The sequence below is a fragment of the Mesorhizobium zhangyense genome (assembly GCF_011045115.1).
Taxonomy (GTDB): Bacteria; Pseudomonadota; Alphaproteobacteria; order Rhizobiales; family Rhizobiaceae; genus Mesorhizobium_M; species Mesorhizobium_M zhangyense.
Map to the genome: position 1 here is coordinate 652,189 of NZ_JAAKZG010000001.1, position 18,779 is coordinate 670,967.

Below are 18,779 nucleotides of genomic sequence, written 5' to 3' on the forward strand. Positions count from 1 at the left end.
AACGGGATGCTATATCTGACTATCTAACTGGTCATGAGAAAGCCAATGAGCACTGTTAATCTCGCCGACGCGAAGGCACATCTCAGCGAACTGATCGGCCGCGTCGCTGAAGGCGACACGGTCCGCATCACCCGGCGCGGCAAGCCGATTGCCCAACTGAGCTCTGTCAAGAAAACGCTGCAACCAATTGATTTGGGTGCGCTGAAACGTATCACTGACCCAATGCCTGCGCAAAAGCAGTCTGCAGGCGATTTCATGCGCGAAATGCGCGATGGCGACCGGTATTGATGCTTTATGTCGACACTTCAGTGCTGGTCGCCGCACTGACCAAAGAAGCCAGAACCGATGAGATTCAAAGCTGGCTGAGCCAGCAGGATCCGAACGAGCTTGCTATCAGTGACTGGGTCATAACGGAATTCTCGTCAGCCCTGTCAATCAAGCTTCGCACCGATCAATTGTTGGCCGAGCATCGCGCAACAGCCCTAGCCGCTTTCGTCCAGCTGGTTTCCAATTCTTTCAACATGCTTCCGGTATCCGGAGCGCAGTTTCGCGCTGCGGCGCGCTTCGCGGATCAATACATGCTCGGATTGAGAGCCGGCGACGCATTGCATCTCGCCGTGGCGGCCGACAATGGTGCAACCGTGGTTACGCTCGACAAACGATTGGCCGAAGCTGGCCTCCCGCTCGGCGTGAAAACCAAGCTTCTTTAAGTCTTAAGCCAGAAACGCCGGCGCTAAACCAGTTCCACCTCGACCACACCGGGTACGGCACGCATGGCTGAGGCTATCTGCGGCGAGATGCGGTAGCGGTTGGGCAGTTCGACCTCGACTTCGCCCTGCGCGCCATCCTTTATCAGCACGAAGCTCACCTGCCCCTCGCCCTTGACGTTGAGCTGGTTGGCAAGCGTGCCGAGCGGCGATGCGTCGCGCAGATAGACGCGCAGCGCCTTCTGGACGCGGCTTGCCTCGTCTTCCAGCGAATGCACCGTCTGGATGCGCAGATTTATGCCTTCCGGGCGGTCTTCAGCCGCGACCGTGATGACGACGGAACGGCCTGCCTCCAGCAAGTCGCGATATTGCGCCAAACCTTCCGAAAACAGCACTGCTTCATACTGACCGGTGGTGTCGGAGAAAGCGACGACGCCCATCTTGTTGCCGGTGCGGGTCTTGCGCTCCTGCTTGGAGGTGACGGTGCCTGCCAGCCGACCGGCAGCCGCGCCGCGCTTTACGGCAGCGGAAAAATCGGCCCAGTTCTGCGCGCGCATCTTTTCCAGAACCGCTTTGTACTCGTCCAGCGGATGCGCTGAGAGATAGAAGCCGACGACCTGGAATTCGCGGTGCAGCTTGTCTGCCGGCAGCCAGATATCGGCCGCAGGCAGATGTAGCGTCTGCGCCTGGCCACCCATGGCACTGCCAAAGATGTCGGACTGGCCCGAAGCGGCATTTTCCTGCGCGCGCTGCGCCATACCCATCATGCGCTCGACGCCCGCCATAAGGGCCGCGCGGTCATGACCGAAGCAATCGAAGGCGCCGGCCATGATCAGGCTTTCGAAGACGCGCTTGCCCACGATCTTCGGATCGATGCGCTCGCAGAAATCGGCAAGGCTGGCGAACGGCTTTTCCTTGCGCTTGGCGACGATGTGCTCGACCGCAGCGTCGCCAACGCCCTTGAGGGCTGCCAGCGCGTAGAAAATGCGGTTTTCGGCGACCTCGAAGTCGCGGAACGAACTCATCACCGAGGGCGCGACGACATCGATACCAAGCCGCAGCGCATCCTGGCGGAAGTCGGCGAGTTTGTCGGTGTTGGACATATCCAGCGTCATCGACGCTGCCAGGAACTCGACCGGATAATGCGCCTTCAGATAGGCGGTCTGGTAGGAAACCACCGCGTAGGCGGCGGCGTGCGACTTGTTGAAGCCGTAGTCGGCGAATTTCGCCAGAAGGTCGAAGATGAAATCGGCCTGCGGCTTGCTCACGCCTTTTTCCACCGCGCCGGTGACGAAGCGCTCGCGCTGCTTGTCCATCTCGGCGCGGATCTTCTTGCCCATGGCGCGGCGCAGAAGGTCTGCTTCGCCGAGCGAGTAGCCGGCCAGTTCCTGGGCGATCTGCATCACCTGTTCCTGGTAGACGATGACGCCCTGCGTCTCCTTGACCAGATGATCGATCTTGGGATGGATCGAAGCGACCTCTTCCTCGCCATGCTTGCGCGCATTGTAGGTCGGGATGTTCTCCATCGGGCCCGGCCGGTAGAGCGCGACCAGCGCGATGATGTCCTCGATGCGGTCGGGTTTCATGCCGATCAGCGCCTTGCGCATGCCGGCACTTTCAACCTGGAACACGCCGACGACCTCGCCGCGCGACAGCATCGCGTAGGTCTTCTCGTCATCGAGCGGAATGCGCGCCAGATCGACCTCGATGCCGCGCCGGCGAATGAGCCGCACCGCGGTCTCCAGCACCGTCAGCGTCTTCAGGCCGAGGAAGTCGAACTTCACCAGCCCGGCTTCCTCGACCATCTTCATGTTGAACTGGGTGACCGGCATGTCGGAGCGCGGATCGCGGTACATCGGCACCAGTTCCGACAGCGGACGGTCGCCAATGACGATGCCGGCAGCGTGCGTCGAGGCGTGGCGATAAAGCCCTTCCAGCTTCTGCGCCATGTCGAGCAGTGTCTGGACGATCGGCTCTTTCTCGGTCTCCTCGGCAAAACGCGGCTCGTTGGCGATAGCGTCGGCAAGTTTCACCGGATTTGCCGGGTTCTGCGGCACCATCTTGCAGAGCCGGTCGACCTGTCCGTAGGGCATCTGCAGAACACGCCCGACGTCGCGCAGCACGGCGCGCGCCTGCAGCGTTCCAAAGGTGATGATCTGGCCGACCTGATCGCGGCCATAACGCTGCTGAACGTAGCGGATCACCTCTTCGCGCCGGTCCTGGCAGAAGTCGATGTCGAAGTCGGGCATCGAGACGCGATCGGGATTGAGGAAGCGCTCGAACAGCAGCGAGAAGCGCAGCGGATCGATGTCGGTGATGGTTAGTGCATAGGCGACGAGCGAGCCCGCGCCCGAGCCACGGCCCGGGCCGACCGGAATGCCTTGCGCCTTCGCCCATTTGATGAAGTCCGCGACGATCAGGAAGTAGCCGGGGAACTTCATGCGCTCAATAATGCCGAGCTCAAACTCTAGCCGCTCGCTGTATTGCTCGACGGTGAAACCTTCGGTCAGCCCGGCAGTCTCGAAGCGCTGCTGCAGGCCTTCGCGGGCCTGACGGCGCAATTCGTCGGCCTCGGCCTTGAGCGCTTCCGTGGGATCGGCTTCGTCGCCGCCGGTAAAGCGCGGCAGGATCGGATTGCGCTTCTTCGGGTAGTAGGAACAGCGCTGCGCGATCTCGATCGTGTTGTCGAGCGCTTCAGGAATGTCTGCAAAAAGTGCCGACATCTCCTTCTGACTCTTCAGATAATTGTCGGGAGACAAGCGGCGGCGATCATCGGAAGCAACGACCGAGCCTTCGGCGATGGCAATCAGCGCGTCATGGGCTTCATAGTCGTCACGGGTTTGGAAAAACGCCTCATTGGTGGCGACCAGCGGCAGGCGATTGCGATAGGCAAGATCGATGGTTGCGGCTTCGAGGTTCCGGTCATAGCCGCCGAGACGCTGCAGTTCGACATAGAGCCTATCGCCGAACAACGCCTTCAGGGCCAGCAGTCTTGTCTCGGCCAGTTCGGCATGGCCGGATTTCAGCGCAGCGCCGACCGGCCCCAGCGGCCCGCCGGTCAGGCAGATCAAACCCGGCGAGAACTCCTCCAGCCATTCCGTGGTGACCTGCACCGCCTCGCCCGGCGGCGTTTCGAGATAGGAGCGGCTGACGAGGCGAACGAGATTGGCATAGCCCTCCTCCGTCGCAGCAATCAGCACGATCGGATGCAGATCTGCCCCGTGGCGACGATTGCCGCTGCGCGACGAGTCGTTGACCTCACCGGTAAAGGACAGGCTCGTCTGGCAGCCTACCAGCGGCTGCACGCCTTCCTTGGTGGTCTTCTGCGCGAATTCGAGCGCACCGAACAGGTTGTTGGTGTCGGTGATGGCGATGGCCGGCGCGCTGTCCTTGACGGCGTGGCCGACAATCTTGCCAACCTGCAACGCGCCTTCCAGCAGCGAATAGGCGGAATGCACGCGCAGGTGGATGAAGTTTCGCAAAGGCACTGTAGCCTTTGCCAGCGCATTTTGCGCACTGCGCAGGATGGGGTCGCGCGGGGGCCGGTCGCTCGCCATATCTTACGCCTTTGCTACTCGGGAATCTGTTCGGTCAATGTATTGCTCGAGCCTAGCTGATTCCACCCCGACACCGAACCACGAACAGCTTATTCGCACCGGCAAAGACTGGTGGTCTCAGGCAGGCTCCAGCAATGCGCCGATCAGCTGACGCAATTCCGCGGGTCGCTTGGCGATCCGCGCAGCACCTGCCTCCTCCAGTTCCTTGCGATCACCGTATCCCCAAAGCACGCCGACGGTCTCGATGCCATTCAGCTTGGCGCCGACCACATCGTGCGAACGGTCGCCGATCATGACGGTTCGTGCAGGATCAATCGGCTCCACCGCAAGAATATGGGCGATTAGATCGCCCTTCACGGAATTTCGCCCGTCCAGCTCGGAGCCGTGCACGACGTTGAAATAGCGGCGGAGGTCGAAGTGATCGATGATCTCGCCGGCATAGGTCTTCAGCTTGGAGGTCGCGACCGACAGGAAATAGCCATCGGCGACAAGCTCGGCCAGCACTTCGGGAATGCCTTCTATCAGGACGTTCTCGAACTTGCCGACATCCGAATAACGCTCCCGATAGAGCCGCACGCCCTCGTCGATCAAATCCGGATCTTCGGTCTCGAGCAGGATGCCGAACGCGGATTTGATCGGCGGGCCAATGCACCAGCGCAGGTCATCCGCAGCAGGCGCGACGCGGCCGAGCTTTTCAACCGCGTATTGCAGCGACTTCGTGATGCCGACAAACGGGTCCGTCAGCGTGCCGTCGAGATCGAAGAGGACGGCCTGCCGCCGCGCGGACACATCCATTTCAAGCAAACTCCATGATCACGGCATCGACGGCGAGGCTGTCGCCGGCCTTGGCGTTGATTTTCTCGACCGTCAGGTCGCGCTCGGCGCGCAGCACGTTTTCCATCTTCATCGCCTCTACCACGGCCAGCGTCTCACCGGCCTTGACTTCCTGGCCCTCGGCCACGGCGATCGAGACCACCAGTCCGGGCATCGGGCATAGCAGCAGGTTGGAGGTGTCGGGCGCGATCTTGACCGGCATCAGGCGTTCGAGTTCCGCCGTGCGCGGCAGCATGGCGCGGGCCGTCACCGACATGCCTTTCCAGGCAATGCGGATGCCGTTGGGCACCGGCCTGATCTGCGCTGCGACACGGCGTCCGCCGACCGTTCCCTGCCAGACCGCCTCGCCCGGCCGCCAGTCGGAAATGACGGTCATCGGCTTGCCGCCGGCAACCAACAGGTCGACTTCGATGGGAATCGAAACCATCCCCTCGCCGATCGACACCGGAATATAGTCGTCACCAAGCCGCACAACCCAATCCGGCTTCAGCACGCCCGAATGCGGGGCCAGCCGCCCGGTCAGGCGATCGAGCCGGTCACGCCGTAACAGTTCGACCACCGTGGCAATCGCTGCAAGAACCGACTTTTCCGCCTCGTTCGGCGTGATCGGTGCAAAACCGTCGGGATATTCCTCGGCGATGAAACCCGTCGAAAGCCGCCCCTCGCGCCAGCGCGGATGCTGCATCAGGGCCGCCAGAAACGGAATGTTGTGTTCGATGCCGTCGACCACGAACATGTCCAGCGCCTCGGACATCGCATCGATCGCTTCCAGCCGCGTCGGCGCCCAGGTGCAGAGCTTTGCGATCATCGGATCGTAGAACATCGAGATTTCCGAACCTTCGGTCACGCCGGTATCGTTGCGGATGACGATGTCGCCGAACTTTCCTTCCTCGGGTGGCCGGTAGCTGGTCAACCGGCCGATGGAGGGCAGGAAATTACGATAGGGGTCTTCGGCATAGAGCCGGCTTTCGACGGCCCAGCCGTTCAGCTTCACGTCGGCCTGGCTGATCGCCAGCTTTTCGCCGGCGGCGACGCGGATCATCTGCTCGACCAGATCGATACCGGTGATGAGTTCGGTCACAGGGTGCTCGACCTGCAAACGTGTATTCATTTCAAGGAAGTAGAAGTTTTTCTGGCTGTCGACAATGAACTCGACAGTGCCGGCGCTCTGGTAATCCACCGCCTTGGCAAGCGCGACCGACTGCTCGCCCATCGCCTTCCGTGTCTTCTCGTCGAGGAATGGCGACGGGGCTTCTTCCGCGACTTTCTGGTTGCGGCGCTGGATCGAGCATTCGCGCTCGCCGAGATAGATGGCGTTGCCGTGACCGTCGGCCAGAACCTGGATTTCGATGTGGCGGGGGTCGACGACGAATTTTTCGATGAAGACGCGATCATCACCGAAAGAGCTCTTCGCTTCTGAGCGGGCGCGGTCGAAACCATCGCGCACCTCGGCCTCGGACCACGCAATGCGCATGCCCTTGCCGCCACCGCCGGCCGACGCCTTGATCATCACGGGATAACCGATTTCGCCGGCGATCTTTTCGGCATGATCGACATCCTCGATGACACCGAGATAGCCCGGCACGGTCGAAACCTTCGCCGCATTGGCGAATTTCTTCGATTCGATCTTATCGCCCATGGCCTTGATCGCCTTGGGCTTGGGGCCGATGAAGACGATGCCTTCGTTTTCCAGCGCCTCGCAGAAGGAAGCCCGCTCCGACAGGAAGCCATAGCCCGGATGCACGGCTTCCGCGCCGGTCTGCTTGCAGGCCTCGATGATCTTTTCGGCCACCAGATAGCTTTGCGCCGCCGCCGCCGGGCCGATGTGCACCGCCTCATCCGCCATCTCGACATGAACCGCATCGCGGTCGGCGTCCGAATAGACGGCAACCGTTGCGATACCCATCCTGCGGGCCGTCTTGATGACGCGGCAGGCAATTTCGCCGCGATTGGCGATCAGGATTTTCTTGAACATGAAGATGCGTCCCTCTGGTGGCTGGTCCGTTTTATGGACTATCCCGCAGCGTCTCAAGTGCCGGAATTACAAACCGACCTTGCGCGAGAAATTGCCACCCTCAGAAATGCTTGTCGCGCTCGAAAGGCCCAAAACGCACGCCGGATGTGACGAGATAGGCGGCCGTCCAGCCCATGATGAGAAGGCCCGTTATCCCCTCCATTGCGGAGAGCAACCGCCATTCCTTCAAGGGCGTCACGTCGTTGAAACCGATGGTGGCGAATGTCGATGCCGAGAAATAGAAGGCCGTCTCGAAATCCGGGAGCGCGCCGACCGCCAGCATGCCGACGGCCCAGATCGCCAATTCGACGCAGACCAGAACATACAGCCCCAGCGCCAGCGCGCCCATCGCAAGAGCCTTTTCGCCCTGCTTGCCGTAGATGAGAGGATGCGACAGCAGAAACGAGACGACATGGGTAAGAGCAATCAGCCCCGCCGCATGGACCAGGAAAGTGAGCACATCGAAGACCGTGGCGAGGAGAAGATTCTCGATCATGTGCGAACTAAAGGCGCACATGGTGGCCCGGCTATGGCAAAACGCGGACATTTCGCCTAGTCAGTCTGACAAGCACCGACCCAACCGTTAAGACAGATCTACGCAAAAGGAATTGCCTATGAAAACCCGCGCCGCAGTCGCCGTTGGAGCCGGAAAGCCGCTTGAAATCATGGAAGTCGACCTTGAAGGTCCGCGCGAGGGCGAGGTCCTGGTCGAGATCAAGGCGACCGGCATCTGCCACACCGACGAGTTCACTCTGTCGGGCGCCGACCCGGAAGGCATTTTTCCGGCGATTCTCGGCCATGAGGGCGCCGGTGTCGTCGTCGATGTCGGCAAGGGCGTTACGTCGCTGAAGAAGGGCGACCACGTCATCCCGCTCTACACGCCCGAATGCCGCCAGTGCCCGTCCTGCCTGTCGCGCAAGACCAATCTGTGCACCGCTATCCGCTCGACGCAGGGCCAGGGCCTCATGCCGGACGGTTCCAGCCGCTTCTCCCTCGGCAAGGACAAGATCTTTCACTATATGGGCTGCTCGACCTTCTCGAACTTCACGGTCCTGCCCGAGATTGCGCTGGCCAAGGTCAACCCGGACGCGCCTTTCGACAAGATCTGCTACATCGGCTGTGGCGTCACCACCGGCATCGGTGCGGTCATCAACACGGCCAAGGTCGAGATCGGGGCGACAGCGGTCGTGTTCGGCCTCGGCGGCATCGGCCTCAACGTGCTTCAGGGCCTGAGAATGGCCGGTGCCGACATGATCATCGGCGTCGACATCAACAATGACCGCAAGGCGTGGGGCGAAAAGTTCGGCATGACGCATTTCGTCAATCCGAAGGAGATCGATGGCGATATCGTGCCTTACCTCGTCAATATGACCAAGCGCGGCGCCGACCAGATCGGCGGGGCGGACTACACTTTCGACTGCACCGGCAATGTGAAAGTCATGCGCCAAGCCCTTGAATCGGCTCACCGCGGCTGGGGCGAAAGCATCGTCATCGGCGTTGCGGGCGCCGGCCAGGAAATCTCGACGCGGCCGTTCCAGCTGGTCACCGGCCGCACCTGGAAGGGCACAGCCTTCGGCGGCGCGCGCGGCCGCACGGACGTGCCGAAGATCGTCGACTGGTATATGGAAGGCAAAATCCAGATCGACCCGATGATCACCCACACCATGCCGCTCGAAGACATCAACAAAGGTTTTGACCTGATGCATCGCGGCGAGAGCATCAGAAGCGTGGTGATCTACTGAGCCAGGAAAACCACATGCCGGACCCGATCATCTATGTCGACGCCGATGCCTGCCCGGTAAAGGCGGAGGCCGAGAAGGTCGCGGACCGGCTCGGGCTGGTCGTGGTTTTCGTCTCGAATGGCGGCTTGCGCCCTTCCCGCGATCCGATGATCCGCCACGTCGTCGTTTCAAAGAGCGCCGACGCGGCGGACGACTGGATCGTCGAAAATGCAAAACCCAACGACATCGTCGTGACGGCCGACATTCCGTTGGCGGCGCGCACCGTAGCGCTGGGCGCGCATGTTCTGGGCATGACCGGAAAGCCCTTCACCCATGAGACGATCGGCATGGCGGTTGCCATGCGCGACCTGAAGCAACATCTGCGCGAGACGGGCGAGAGCAAGGGCTATAATGCCGGCTTCACGCCGCAGGATCGCTCGCGCTTTCTCGGCGCGCTCGACCAGACGGCACGGAAGGCAAAGGCATCTGCCGAAAGTGCCGCCAAGGACGTGGCCGGATGAACCTACTGAGCGTACGCCATTTTCCGTTCTATGCCGGCGTAGTCCTGGGGCTGGCGGCATTCGCGTTGGCGTTGCTGTTACAGCAGCCGCTTGCCTATGCAATCGGCGCGAATGTGTTTTTTGTCGTCTATATCAGCCTCGTTCTGAGGCAGATGCCAACGTTCGGTGCCGACTATCTCAGCCGGCGCGCGCAGGATGCCGACGAGCCTATCGGCATCATCTTTCTGGCCACAGCCGTGATCATTTGCGTGGCGGTGGGCTCGCTGTTCCTGCTGATGAACGCTAAGGACGCGCCGCATCCGATCGGGCTCGCATTCTCGATGCTGTCGCTGCCGCTGGGCTGGTTCACCATCCACACCATGGCCGCACTGCACTACGCGCATCTTTACTGGAAAGGCGACAACACCTCCGACAAGCGCAGCCGCAAGCCGGTGGGTGGACTGATTTTTCCAGGCACCGAGCGGCCGGTCGGCTGGGATTTTCTCTATTATTCAGTCGTCATCGGCATGACGGCGCAAACCGCCGACACCAACATCAACACCACCACCATGCGCATTGCGACGATGGTTCACTCGGTCCTGTCGTTCTTTTTCAACACGGTGATCGTGGCGGCAGCGGTCAATCTCGTGGTTTCGCTGGCGGGTTGATGGCCGCGGTTGTGACGAATGGCGAAGAATGATATCATTGTGATATCAAATCTGGAGAACACGATTGGGCAATATGCTCATAAGGAATATCCCCGATGACGTTCTGTTGCGCTTGAAGGAGCAAGCCAGGAGCGCGGGAAAGTCGACTGAGCAGCTTGCCCGCGAGGCACTGGCGGACAAGGCCAGACCAAGCCGGGAAGAGATCATCCGCAGGATGGATGCGATCCGCACAAGTTCCAAGCACGTTTCCGGCCAGCAGATCATCGATGAAATCCGCCGGGATCGTGACAACAACCTTGGCAGGCACCCCGGGCTAGACGATGATAATTGATGCCAGTGTCGCCAGTCACTGGTTCGTAGACACCGAGTTCAGCAAGGCTGCCGATCCGTTCCGGGCCTTGCCTGGCTTGGTCGCTCCGACCTTTCTCCTGGTCGAGACTGCTCATGTTCTCTACAAGCGCGCCCGGGCCGGTGAGATCGCACCTGAAAAATGCGGCGAAAGTATCGAACTGCTCCGGGATTCCATGTCGGAATTAATCTCCGACGCCGAACTTCTTCCGCATGCGCTAGCCCTAGCTTTGAAAATACAGCACCCGGTCTACGACTGCCTCTATCTCGCGCTCGCCACTCAGCGTCAGCAACCCATCGTCACCGCCGACAGACGCCTTGCAGCACTTGCCGGTACCCACAGCATCCCGACCGAATTGATCGAGCCCATTTCATGAAAACCATCTCTACCGCGAAATCCCATGACGGCGTCCAAGGCGTCTATTCCCATGCCTCTGAAGCTTGCGCTGGCGACATGACCTTCGCGGTGTTCGTGCCGCCGCAGGCCAAGCACGGCCCCTGCCCGGTCGTCTGGTATCTGTCGGGGCTGACCTGCACGCATCAGAACGTCATGGACAAGGGCGAATACCGCCGGCTAGCCGCCGAACTCGGCCTGATCATCGTCTGCCCGGACACCAGTCCGCGCGGCGAGAATGTGCCCGACGAAAAGGACAACTGGCAGTTCGGCTGCGGTGCCGGCTTCTATCTCGACGCCACGCAGGAGCCATTCGCGAAGAACTACCGGATGTATTCCTACATTGCCGAGGAACTGCCCGCGCTGATCGCCAGGGAATTCCCAGCGGACATGAAGCGGCAGGCGATCTTCGGCCATTCCATGGGCGGCCATGGCGCGCTGACCATTGCCTTGAAACATCCCGACCGCTTCAAAAGCTGCTCTGCCTTCGCCCCGATTGTTCACCCGATGGTTGCCGGCTGGTCGAAACCTGCTCTCGAAAAATATCTCGGCGCCGATGAAACGTCATGGCGCGCTTATGATGCTGTCGCCTTGATCGAGGGCGGAAAGAGTTTTCCGGAATTCCTTGTCGACCAGGGCAAGGCAGACACGTTCCTCGACGACGGTCTGCGCCCATGGCTTCTGGATGACGCCTGCAAGGCAGCCGGCATTCCGCTGACCCTGCGCATGCAGGAGGGTTACGACCACTCCTATTTCTTCATCTCGACCTTCATGAATGACCATCTTCGCTGGCACGCCGAAAGACTTGCGAAGTAACGTTCCTGTCGCGCTAATGTCATTCGCGCGCTGAAACCTGTGAATGTCTCTTCCCGTTTCTTGGCAGTAGTATCTGCCAATTGCAGCGCGGCAATCATCGCGCTGTGGGGAGGATCAGGACATGGACAATGCGGCAGCCGGCGAGATGCAATCCGGCATCAAGCCTGCGAAGGACGACAGGCTCGTCTATCGGCAATCCGCCTGGACGCGGCTGACGCATTGGGTATGGGCGCTCGCGCTTTTCTTCCTGCTGCTGACCGGGTTGCAAATATTCAACGCGCATCCGTCGCTTTATATCGGCAAGCAGTCTGGCTTCAGCTTCGACAATTCGGTGCTGAGTTTCAGCGCCGAAAACACGCCCGACGGACCGAAAGGTTACACCGATATCTTCGGCCACCGCTTCGATACCACCGGTGTTCTGGGCCTCTCCGGCGGACCCGACGACCTGCACGCCCGCGCCTTTCCAGCATGGGCGACGATTCCGTCCCATCAGGATCTGGCGACAGGCCGCGTCATCCATTTCTTCTTTGCCTGGCTGCTTTCCGGCACCCTGCTCATCTGGCTGATCGCAAGCCTAATCAATGGCCACCTGCGCCGCGATCTTGCCCCGCGTGTCGCTGATTTGAAGCGCCTGCCCGGCGACATCGCGGACCATGCCAAGCTGAAATTTCATCACAGCCGCAACTACAACACGTTGCAGAAGCTCGCCTATGGCGGCGTGCTGTTCGTGCTTCTGCCGCTGATGATCCTGACCGGTCTTGCCATGTCGCCGAGCATGAACGCTGCTGTCCCGTTTCTGGCAGACCTATTCGGCGGCAGGCAGACGGCGCGAACCATCCATTTTACGATCATGCTGCTGCTGGTAGCGTTCTTCATCATTCACATGCTGATGATCCTTGCCGCCGGCCCACTCAACGAGCTGCGTTCGATGATAACCGGGTGGTACCGCACGGACCCGCCCACGTCCGGCAACGAGCCCTCGGCACGGAGCGCACGGTCATGAAACGGTTTCAGATAAGCCGCCGCGGCTTTCTTACCTCCGCGGCACTTGGAGCCTCCGGTCTCGCCCTCTCCGGCTGTGACGCCTTCGATTCGCTGTCTTCGACGGACAGCCGAGTTCGGGGCGTTCTGGAAGGTGCAAACGACCTCACCTACAGGGTTCAGCGTCTGCTGGCCGGTCGCGACTCGCTTGCGCAGGAATTCACCGAAGCCGATATCCGGCAGCCGCAGCGCCCCAACGGCGTGACAGCCCCGGATGACGCCGACTACCGCGCGTTCCAGAGCAATGACTTCACTGAATGGCGGCTTGAAGTTTCCGGTCTGGTCGAAAAGCCGTTGTCGCTATCGCGCGAACAGCTGATCGCTATGCCGGCGCGTACCCAGATCACCCGCCACGATTGCGTCGAAGGCTGGAGCTGCATCGCCAAATGGACCGGCACGCCGCTGTCGCTGGTGCTGGACGAAGCCAAGGTAAAGCCGCAGGCCCGCTATGCCGTTTTCCACTGCATGGACACGATCGAGAACGGGCTTTCGGGCAGGATAAAATACTACGGATCGATCGACCTGATCGATGCCCGCCATCCCCAGACGATTCTTGCCTACGGCCTCAACGGCAAGCCGTTGCCGGTCGAGAATGGCGCTCCTCTCAGGGTGCGTGTCGAGCGTCAGCTTGGCTACAAGATGCCGAAATATATTCGGAAGATAGAACTGGTCGATAGCTTCACCCAGATGGGCGACGGCAAGGGCGGCTATTGGGAAGATCGAGGCTACGATTGGTACGGTGGTATCTGAAATACGACGTGATCCCCCGACCAACAGTCGAACTTTCAGTCTAAGAATTACCCTTAAATACAAGACTTTACACGATATTGATGCAAAGCGCCTTGCTATGCGGTCACCCGTCCGCCATGTTTAGGGCACCTGTTTCCGTGTCGGAAACAGGACAATCCGCACATCACAGGAGGTGCATCGGGTGTCCGACACCACGAATATTTACGAACAAACGCCGGATCTCGATACGATCGGCGGCCGACTGTCCCGAGCCCGTGAGGCCAGCGGCATGAGCGTCAAGCAACTGGCATGGCGGCTCGGCGTCAAAATGTCGACGATAACCGCCTGGGAAAGCGACCGCTCGCAGCCCGGCGCGCACCGCCTGAACATGGTATCGGGCATTCTCAATGTCAGCCTGTCATGGGTCCTGCATGGCGTCGGCACCGGTCCCATCGAGCCGGAAGACGACAGCGACATGATCGAAACTGTTGGTGCCCAGCTGGATCGCCTCAAGCTTCTGCATGCCGAAACCGGCAGCCTGATCGTCCGCCTTCAGAACGACATGGATCGTCTCGCCGCCGCGAGTTGACGGACTTTTTCGTCCGCGTTTTGTCGCCGCCCCGAAAATCAGCTTCATGGCCGCACGGCATTCCTGCCGGCGATAACAAAGCTGTGCGTATGTCGCATGGGGCGTGACAATGCGTCGGTCATGAGCTAGCTATGCTGCGTCGAGGATCCGGTGTTTTCCGGATTCTACCTGTTTGCGGGAGAGAGCAGCGCATGCTGCCGCCGAAGGGGAAATCGCCCGAAATCTCTCAGGCAAAAGAACCGTAGATGGGAAAGACACTCTGGAAAGTCGGGACTAAACCTCCCGCGCCGAAGGTGTAAGCGTCGCCGACAGAGTTCCGGTTGCGCGAGTCTCTCAGGCTTCAGACAGAGGGGCACGGAATGGCCGCCGTAGCGGCCGCTTGCGTGCGACTCTGGAGATGTCATGACGGGCACCGACGCCAAGAAACTACCCCTCGAAGACCTGCATAGTGCAGCCGGAGCGCGATTTGGCGCGTTTGCCGGTTGGTCAATGCCGCTGACCTATCCGGCCGGCGTCATGGCCGAGCATCTTCACACCCGCGATCATGCGGGGCTGTTCGACATCTCGCATATGCAGCTGTTCGAAGTTGCCGGCCCGGGCGCTGCCGCGCTACTTGCCAAGGCATGTCCGCTCGATGCTGCCGCTCTTGCCGAGCGGCAATCGAAATACACCTTCTTTCTCAACGAACAGGCCGGCATCATCGACGATCTGATCGTCACGCGGCTTGAAGCCGAGCGCTTCATGGTCGTCGCCAATGCCGGCAACGCGACCGTCGACGAGGCGCATTTGCGCGCGCTGGCCAAGGATTTCGACTGCACCGTTACGGCGCTTGATCGCGTCTTCCTCGCCATTCAGGGCCCCGAGGCCGAAGCAGCTCTGAAACAGGCCAGTATCGAAACCGGCGACCTCTTGTTCATGCACGGTTTCGAGCCGAAAAAAGACTGGTTCATGAGCCGGTCGGGCTATACCGGCGAGGACGGTTTCGAGATCGGCCTGCCGGAGACCGATGCGCGCAAGCTGCTCGAAACCTTGCTTGCCGACGAGCGCGTCAAATGGATCGGCCTCGCCGCCCGCGACAGCCTACGGCTTGAAGCGGGTCTTTGCCTTCACGGCCAAGACATCACACCCGACATAGACCCGGCGAGTGCTGCCCTGATGTGGGCGATCTCCAAGGATTTGCGCACCAACGGACAGTTCATCGGCTCTGACGCGCTGCGCGCCATCCTCGCAAAAGGCCCCACCGAAAAGCGCGTCGGCCTGAAACCACAGGGCCGCCAGCCGGTTCGCGCCGGCGCATCGCTTTTCGACGAAGCCGGAAATCCCGCCGGTCGCGTCACCTCGGGCGGCTTCGGCCCATCCGCCGGCTCGCCGGTCGCCATGGGTTATGTCTCCGCGCCGCTCGCAAGCAGCGGATCGAAAATCTTCGCCGATGTCCGGGGCACGAAAATTCCTGTCGACATTTCTTCTCTTCCCTTCACGCCGCATCGCTACCGCAAAGGATAATCTTCTCATGGCAACGACCTATTTTACCGACGATCACGAGTGGCTCCGTGTCGAGGGCGGGATCGCCACCGTCGGCATCACCGACTATGCGCAGGAGCAGCTTGGCGATCTGGTTTTCGTCGAACTGCCCGAAGCCGGGCGCAAGCTTGCCAAGGGCGACGTTGCCGTAGTCGTCGAATCCGTCAAGGCGGCATCCGACGTCTACGCTCCCATCGACGGCGAGATCGTAGAGTCCAACGGTGCGTTGGCTTCCGATCCTGCATTAGTGAATTCGGCCGCAACCGGCGATGGCTGGCTGTGGAAGATGAAGCTTTCCGACGAAAGCCAGCTTGCGGGCCTGCTCGACGAAGCCGGCTACAAAGCGCTCATAGGTTAAGGCACAGGTGATACGATGACTGCCGCTCCCTACCCTTTCGCTACCCGCCATATCGGCCCGAGCACCACGGACGCTCGCGCCATGCTCGCCGTGCTTGGCGTACCTTCCATCGAGACGCTGATTTCGCAGGCCGTGCCGAAATCGATCCGGCTTGAGCGCCCGCTCGATCTGCCGGCGCCCGCCAGCGAGGCCGAGGCGCTTGTCGAGCTTGCCGAGAGAATGTCGAAAAACGTCGTACTGAAGAGCTTCATCGGCGCCGGCTATCATGGCTGCCGCGTGCCGCCGGTGATCCAGCGCAACCTCTTCGAAAACCCCGCCTGGTATACGGCCTACACGCCCTACCAGTCCGAAATCAGCCAGGGCCGGCTTGAGCTTCTGTTCCATTTCCAGACGCTGGTGACAGAATTGACCGGCCTGCCGGTCGCCTCCGCCTCGCTGCTGGATGAGTCGACAGCGGTGGCGGAAGCCGTTGGCATCGCCTATCGCCATCACCGCGAGAAGCGTCATCGCGTGGCTTTCGCTGGCGCACCTCACCCGCAGACGCTCGATGTCGTCACGACCCGCGCCGAACCGCTCGGTATCGAGGTGGACGGCGAGACGATCGATGAGGATACCGCCGCCCTCGTCGTTTCCTGGCCCGATACGTTCGGCGTCTATGGCAACCACGCCGATGCGATCGCCAGGGCGAAGGCTGCCGGCGCAATCGTCATCTTCATCGCCGATCCTTTGGCGCTGAGCATTTCAGAAACGCCGGCCAGTCTCGGCGCAGACATTGCCGTCGGGCCGATGCAGCGCTTCGGCGTACCGATGGGCTTTGGCGGGCCGCACGCTGCTTATTGCGCCGTCTCCGACAAGCTCACGCGCCTCATGCCAGGCCGCCTCGTCGGCCAGTCGGTCGACGCCAACGGTCGCCCCGGCTACCGGCTCGCCTTGCAAACGCGCGAGCAGCATATCCGCCGCGACAAGGCGACCTCCAACATCTGCACGGCGCAGGCGCTACTCGCCAACATGGCCGCCTCCTTCGCCATCTGGCACGGGCCACTGGGGCTTCAGTCGATTGCCAACCAGATCAATGCTTTTGCCGAGCGGCTTGCGCTCGGACTGAAGGCCGTAGGCATTGAAATCGACGGTGATCGCCGCTTCGATACCGTCACCATCACCGCCAAAGGCAAGGCTAAGGAAATCGCCGCAACTGCCGAGAAGGATGGCCGTCTGCTGCGCGTGATCGACAATGACCGCGTCGGCGTGAGTTTCGATCAGGCATCTACCGAAGAAGACCTTGAAGCCATTGCCGCGCTGTTCGGTGCAAAGCCATCACCGGCAGGCAAGGCCAAGGCACCGGCCAATCCCCGCGGCAAGGGCTTTCTCACCCAACCGGTTTTCCACGAAAACCGCTCCGAGACCGACATGATGCGCTTCCTGCGCCGGCTGGCCGACAAGGATCTGGCGCTCGACCGCGCAATGATCCCGCTCGGCTCGTGCACGATGAAGCTCAACGCAGCTGCCGAGATGATGCCGGTGAGCTGGCCGTCGGTTGCCAATCTGCATCCCTTCGCGCCGGCCGGGCATTCGCTCGGCTATCGCGAGATGATCGACGATCTGGAGAAGTGGCTGAGCGAAATCACCGGCTTCGACGCCGTGTCGCTGCAGCCGAACGCCGGCAGCCAGGGTGAATATGCCGGCCTGCTGGCGATCCGCCACTACCACCAGTCGCGCGGCGATCATCACCGCAACATCTGCCTCATCCCCTCGTCTGCGCATGGCACCAACCCGGCCAGCGCCTCCATGGCCGGCATGGGCGTCGTCGTCGTGCGCTGCACCGAAGACGGCAATGTCGACATGGACGACCTCAAAGCCAAGGCGGCTGAGCACGCAGGCAACCTTGCAGCCCTTATGATCACCTATCCCTCGACACATGGCGTGTTCGAGGAAGGCATCCGCGATATCTGCGCGCTCATCCACGAGCATGGCGGGCAGGTCTATCTCGACGGCGCCAATCTCAATGCGCTGGTCGGCCTGGCACAGCCGGGCGAAATCGGCGCCGATGTCTGCCACATGAACCTGCACAAGACCTTCTGCATTCCGCATGGCGGCGGCGGCCCCGGCGTCGGTCCGATCGGCGTCAAGGCGCATCTGAAGCCTTACCTGCCGGGCCACGTCACGGAAGGCTCCGAACATGCGGTTTCGGCGGCACCCTTCGGCAGTGCGTCGATCCTGCCGATCACCTGGATGTATATCCGCATGATGGGCGCGTCGGGCCTGAAGCAGGCAACCGAAACGGCGATCCTCAGCGCGAACTACATCGCAGCCCGGCTGAAGGCGCATTACCCGGTGCTCTATCAGGGACGCAATGGACGTGTCGCGCATGAGTGCATCCTTGACACGCGCGTGCTGAAGGAAAGCGCCGGCATCGGCGTCGAGGACGTCGCCAAGCGCCTGATCGACTATGGCTTCCACGCGCCGACCATGTCTTGGCCGGTCGCCGGCACGCTGATGGTCGAGCCGACGGAGTCCGAACCCAAGCGCGAAGTCGATCGTTTCTGCGATGCGATGATCGCCATCGCTGGGGAAGCGGAACGCGTGGCCAAGGGCGAATGGCCGCGCGAGGACAATCCTCTGGTCAACGCCCCGCACACGGCTGCCGAAACGCTCGTCGGCGACTGGACGCATCCCTATTCGCGGTTAGAGGCGGCCTTCCCGGCCGGTGACGCGGAAACGGCTGCGAAATACTGGCCGCCGGTCTCACGCATCGACAATGTCGGCGGCGACCGCAATCTGGTCTGCTCCTGCCCGCCGATGGCGGAATATCTTGGAGCGGCAGAGTAGCGCCTCAGCCGGCTCAATTTATCGATGACAACAAGCAGGGCTGGCGTTTGCCGGCCCTGCTTTCGATTCGTTAACTATCCCCTTGAGGTTTTGGTTATCAAAAGCCTATAGAAGCAGGCATATTTCCCTGAACGGAACGGGAACCTCTGTCGCGCC

At 61.2% G+C, this 18,779-nt stretch carries 19 protein-coding genes and 1 riboswitch; of the genes, 14 read left to right on the top strand and 5 right to left on the bottom strand.

All coding sequences use genetic code 11. The features are described from left to right. Positions 1–45: 45 nt before the first annotated feature. Both G6N74_RS03230 and G6N74_RS03235 read left to right on the top strand, forming a co-directional pair. Positions 46–288, top strand: coding sequence for a type II toxin-antitoxin system Phd/YefM family antitoxin (locus G6N74_RS03230; protein ID WP_165114196.1), 243 nt, complete (start codon positions 46–48; stop codon positions 286–288). Next, positions 288–710, top strand: coding sequence for a type II toxin-antitoxin system VapC family toxin (locus G6N74_RS03235; RefSeq protein WP_165114198.1), 423 nt, complete (start codon positions 288–290; stop codon positions 708–710). The genes G6N74_RS03230 and G6N74_RS03235 overlap by 1 nt, the downstream gene beginning before the upstream one ends. 23 nt (positions 711–733) lie before the next feature. On the opposite strand, the gene dnaE is transcribed toward G6N74_RS03235, so the two are convergent. The 4 genes from dnaE to G6N74_RS03255 all read right to left on the bottom strand — a co-directional run bounded on the left by dnaE (position 734) and on the right by G6N74_RS03255 (position 7,608). Beyond that, the gene (dnaE, locus tag G6N74_RS03240; RefSeq protein WP_165114200.1) at positions 734–4,264 is read right to left on the bottom strand and encodes a DNA polymerase III subunit alpha; all 3,531 of its coding nucleotides are present in this window, start codon (positions 4,262–4,264) and stop codon (positions 734–736) included. A 117-nt stretch (positions 4,265–4,381) separates the two neighbouring features. Beyond that, the gene (locus G6N74_RS03245) at positions 4,382–5,059 is read right to left on the bottom strand and encodes an HAD hydrolase-like protein (protein WP_165114203.1); all 678 of its coding nucleotides are present in this window, start codon (positions 5,057–5,059) and stop codon (positions 4,382–4,384) included. A 1-nt stretch (position 5,060) separates the two neighbouring features. Beyond that, positions 5,061–7,073, bottom strand: a complete 2,013-nt coding sequence (locus G6N74_RS03250) for an acetyl-CoA carboxylase biotin carboxylase subunit (protein WP_165114205.1) — start codon at positions 7,071–7,073, stop codon at positions 5,061–5,063. 100 nt (positions 7,074–7,173) lie between these two features. Beyond that, positions 7,174–7,608, bottom strand: a complete 435-nt coding sequence (locus G6N74_RS03255) for a potassium channel family protein (protein WP_165114208.1) — start codon at positions 7,606–7,608, stop codon at positions 7,174–7,176. A 118-nt stretch (positions 7,609–7,726) separates the two neighbouring features. Here G6N74_RS03255 and G6N74_RS03260 point away from each other — a divergent pair, with 118 nt between their 5' ends. From G6N74_RS03260 to fghA, 6 genes are all read left to right on the top strand, one after another. After that, on the top strand, positions 7,727–8,854 hold the full coding sequence (locus G6N74_RS03260) for an S-(hydroxymethyl)glutathione dehydrogenase/class III alcohol dehydrogenase (RefSeq protein WP_165114211.1): 1,128 nt from the start codon (positions 7,727–7,729) through the stop codon (positions 8,852–8,854). 14 nt (positions 8,855–8,868) lie between these two features. After that, the gene (locus G6N74_RS03265; RefSeq protein WP_165114214.1) at positions 8,869–9,354 is read left to right on the top strand and encodes a YaiI/YqxD family protein; all 486 of its coding nucleotides are present in this window, start codon (positions 8,869–8,871) and stop codon (positions 9,352–9,354) included. After that, a complete protein-coding gene (locus G6N74_RS03270) occupies positions 9,351–10,001 on the top strand; it encodes a DUF1345 domain-containing protein (RefSeq protein ID WP_165114217.1) in 651 nt (216 codons plus the stop codon). Before G6N74_RS03265 ends, G6N74_RS03270 begins: the two co-directional genes overlap by 4 nt. Before the next feature lie 73 nt (positions 10,002–10,074). Further along, entirely contained in the window at positions 10,075–10,332 is a 258-nt protein-coding gene (locus tag G6N74_RS03275; protein WP_376767679.1) for a FitA-like ribbon-helix-helix domain-containing protein, read from the top strand. Then, positions 10,322–10,726, top strand: a complete 405-nt coding sequence (locus G6N74_RS03280; RefSeq protein ID WP_165114222.1) for a type II toxin-antitoxin system VapC family toxin — start codon at positions 10,322–10,324, stop codon at positions 10,724–10,726. Before G6N74_RS03275 ends, G6N74_RS03280 begins: the two co-directional genes overlap by 11 nt. After that, positions 10,723–11,559 (top strand): S-formylglutathione hydrolase, encoded by an 837-nt coding sequence (fghA, locus tag G6N74_RS03285; RefSeq protein WP_165114225.1) that lies wholly within the window; start codon positions 10,723–10,725, stop codon positions 11,557–11,559. The genes G6N74_RS03280 and fghA overlap by 4 nt, the downstream gene beginning before the upstream one ends. Positions 11,560–11,653: 94 nt before the next feature. Here fghA and G6N74_RS31465 read toward each other — a convergent pair whose 3' ends face one another. Continuing rightward, a complete protein-coding gene (locus G6N74_RS31465; protein ID WP_376767675.1) occupies positions 11,654–12,079 on the bottom strand; it encodes a hypothetical protein in 426 nt (141 codons plus the stop codon). A gap of 102 nt (positions 12,080–12,181) precedes the next feature. On the opposite strand from G6N74_RS31465, the gene G6N74_RS31470 reads away from it, so the two are divergent. The 6 genes from G6N74_RS31470 (at position 12,182) to gcvP (ending at position 18,623) form a co-directional block, all read left to right on the top strand. Beyond that, a complete protein-coding gene (locus tag G6N74_RS31470) occupies positions 12,182–12,562 on the top strand; it encodes a cytochrome b/b6 domain-containing protein (RefSeq protein ID WP_376767676.1) in 381 nt (126 codons plus the stop codon). Beyond that, positions 12,559–13,350 carry a molybdopterin-binding protein gene (locus G6N74_RS03295; protein ID WP_165114229.1) on the top strand — a complete coding sequence of 264 codons (792 nt, stop codon included), beginning with the start codon at positions 12,559–12,561 and terminating at the stop codon, positions 13,348–13,350. The genes G6N74_RS31470 and G6N74_RS03295 overlap by 4 nt, the downstream gene beginning before the upstream one ends. A gap of 181 nt (positions 13,351–13,531) precedes the next feature. Beyond that, positions 13,532–13,918 carry a helix-turn-helix domain-containing protein gene (locus tag G6N74_RS03300; RefSeq protein ID WP_165114232.1) on the top strand — a complete coding sequence of 129 codons (387 nt, stop codon included), beginning with the start codon at positions 13,532–13,534 and terminating at the stop codon, positions 13,916–13,918. A 165-nt stretch (positions 13,919–14,083) separates the two neighbouring features. Continuing rightward, a riboswitch (glycine riboswitch) is annotated at positions 14,084–14,170 on the top strand. A gap of 150 nt (positions 14,171–14,320) precedes the next feature. After that, complete coding sequence (gene gcvT, locus G6N74_RS03305) at positions 14,321–15,421, top strand: glycine cleavage system aminomethyltransferase GcvT (protein ID WP_165114234.1); 1,101 nt, start codon at positions 14,321–14,323, stop codon at positions 15,419–15,421. A gap of 7 nt (positions 15,422–15,428) precedes the next feature. After that, positions 15,429–15,797, top strand: coding sequence for a glycine cleavage system protein GcvH (gene gcvH / locus G6N74_RS03310; protein WP_165114236.1), 369 nt, complete (start codon positions 15,429–15,431; stop codon positions 15,795–15,797). A 15-nt stretch (positions 15,798–15,812) separates the two neighbouring features. After that, positions 15,813–18,623 carry an aminomethyl-transferring glycine dehydrogenase gene (gcvP, locus tag G6N74_RS03315; protein ID WP_165114239.1) on the top strand — a complete coding sequence of 937 codons (2,811 nt, stop codon included), beginning with the start codon at positions 15,813–15,815 and terminating at the stop codon, positions 18,621–18,623. The last annotated feature ends 156 nt before the right edge of the window (positions 18,624–18,779 follow it).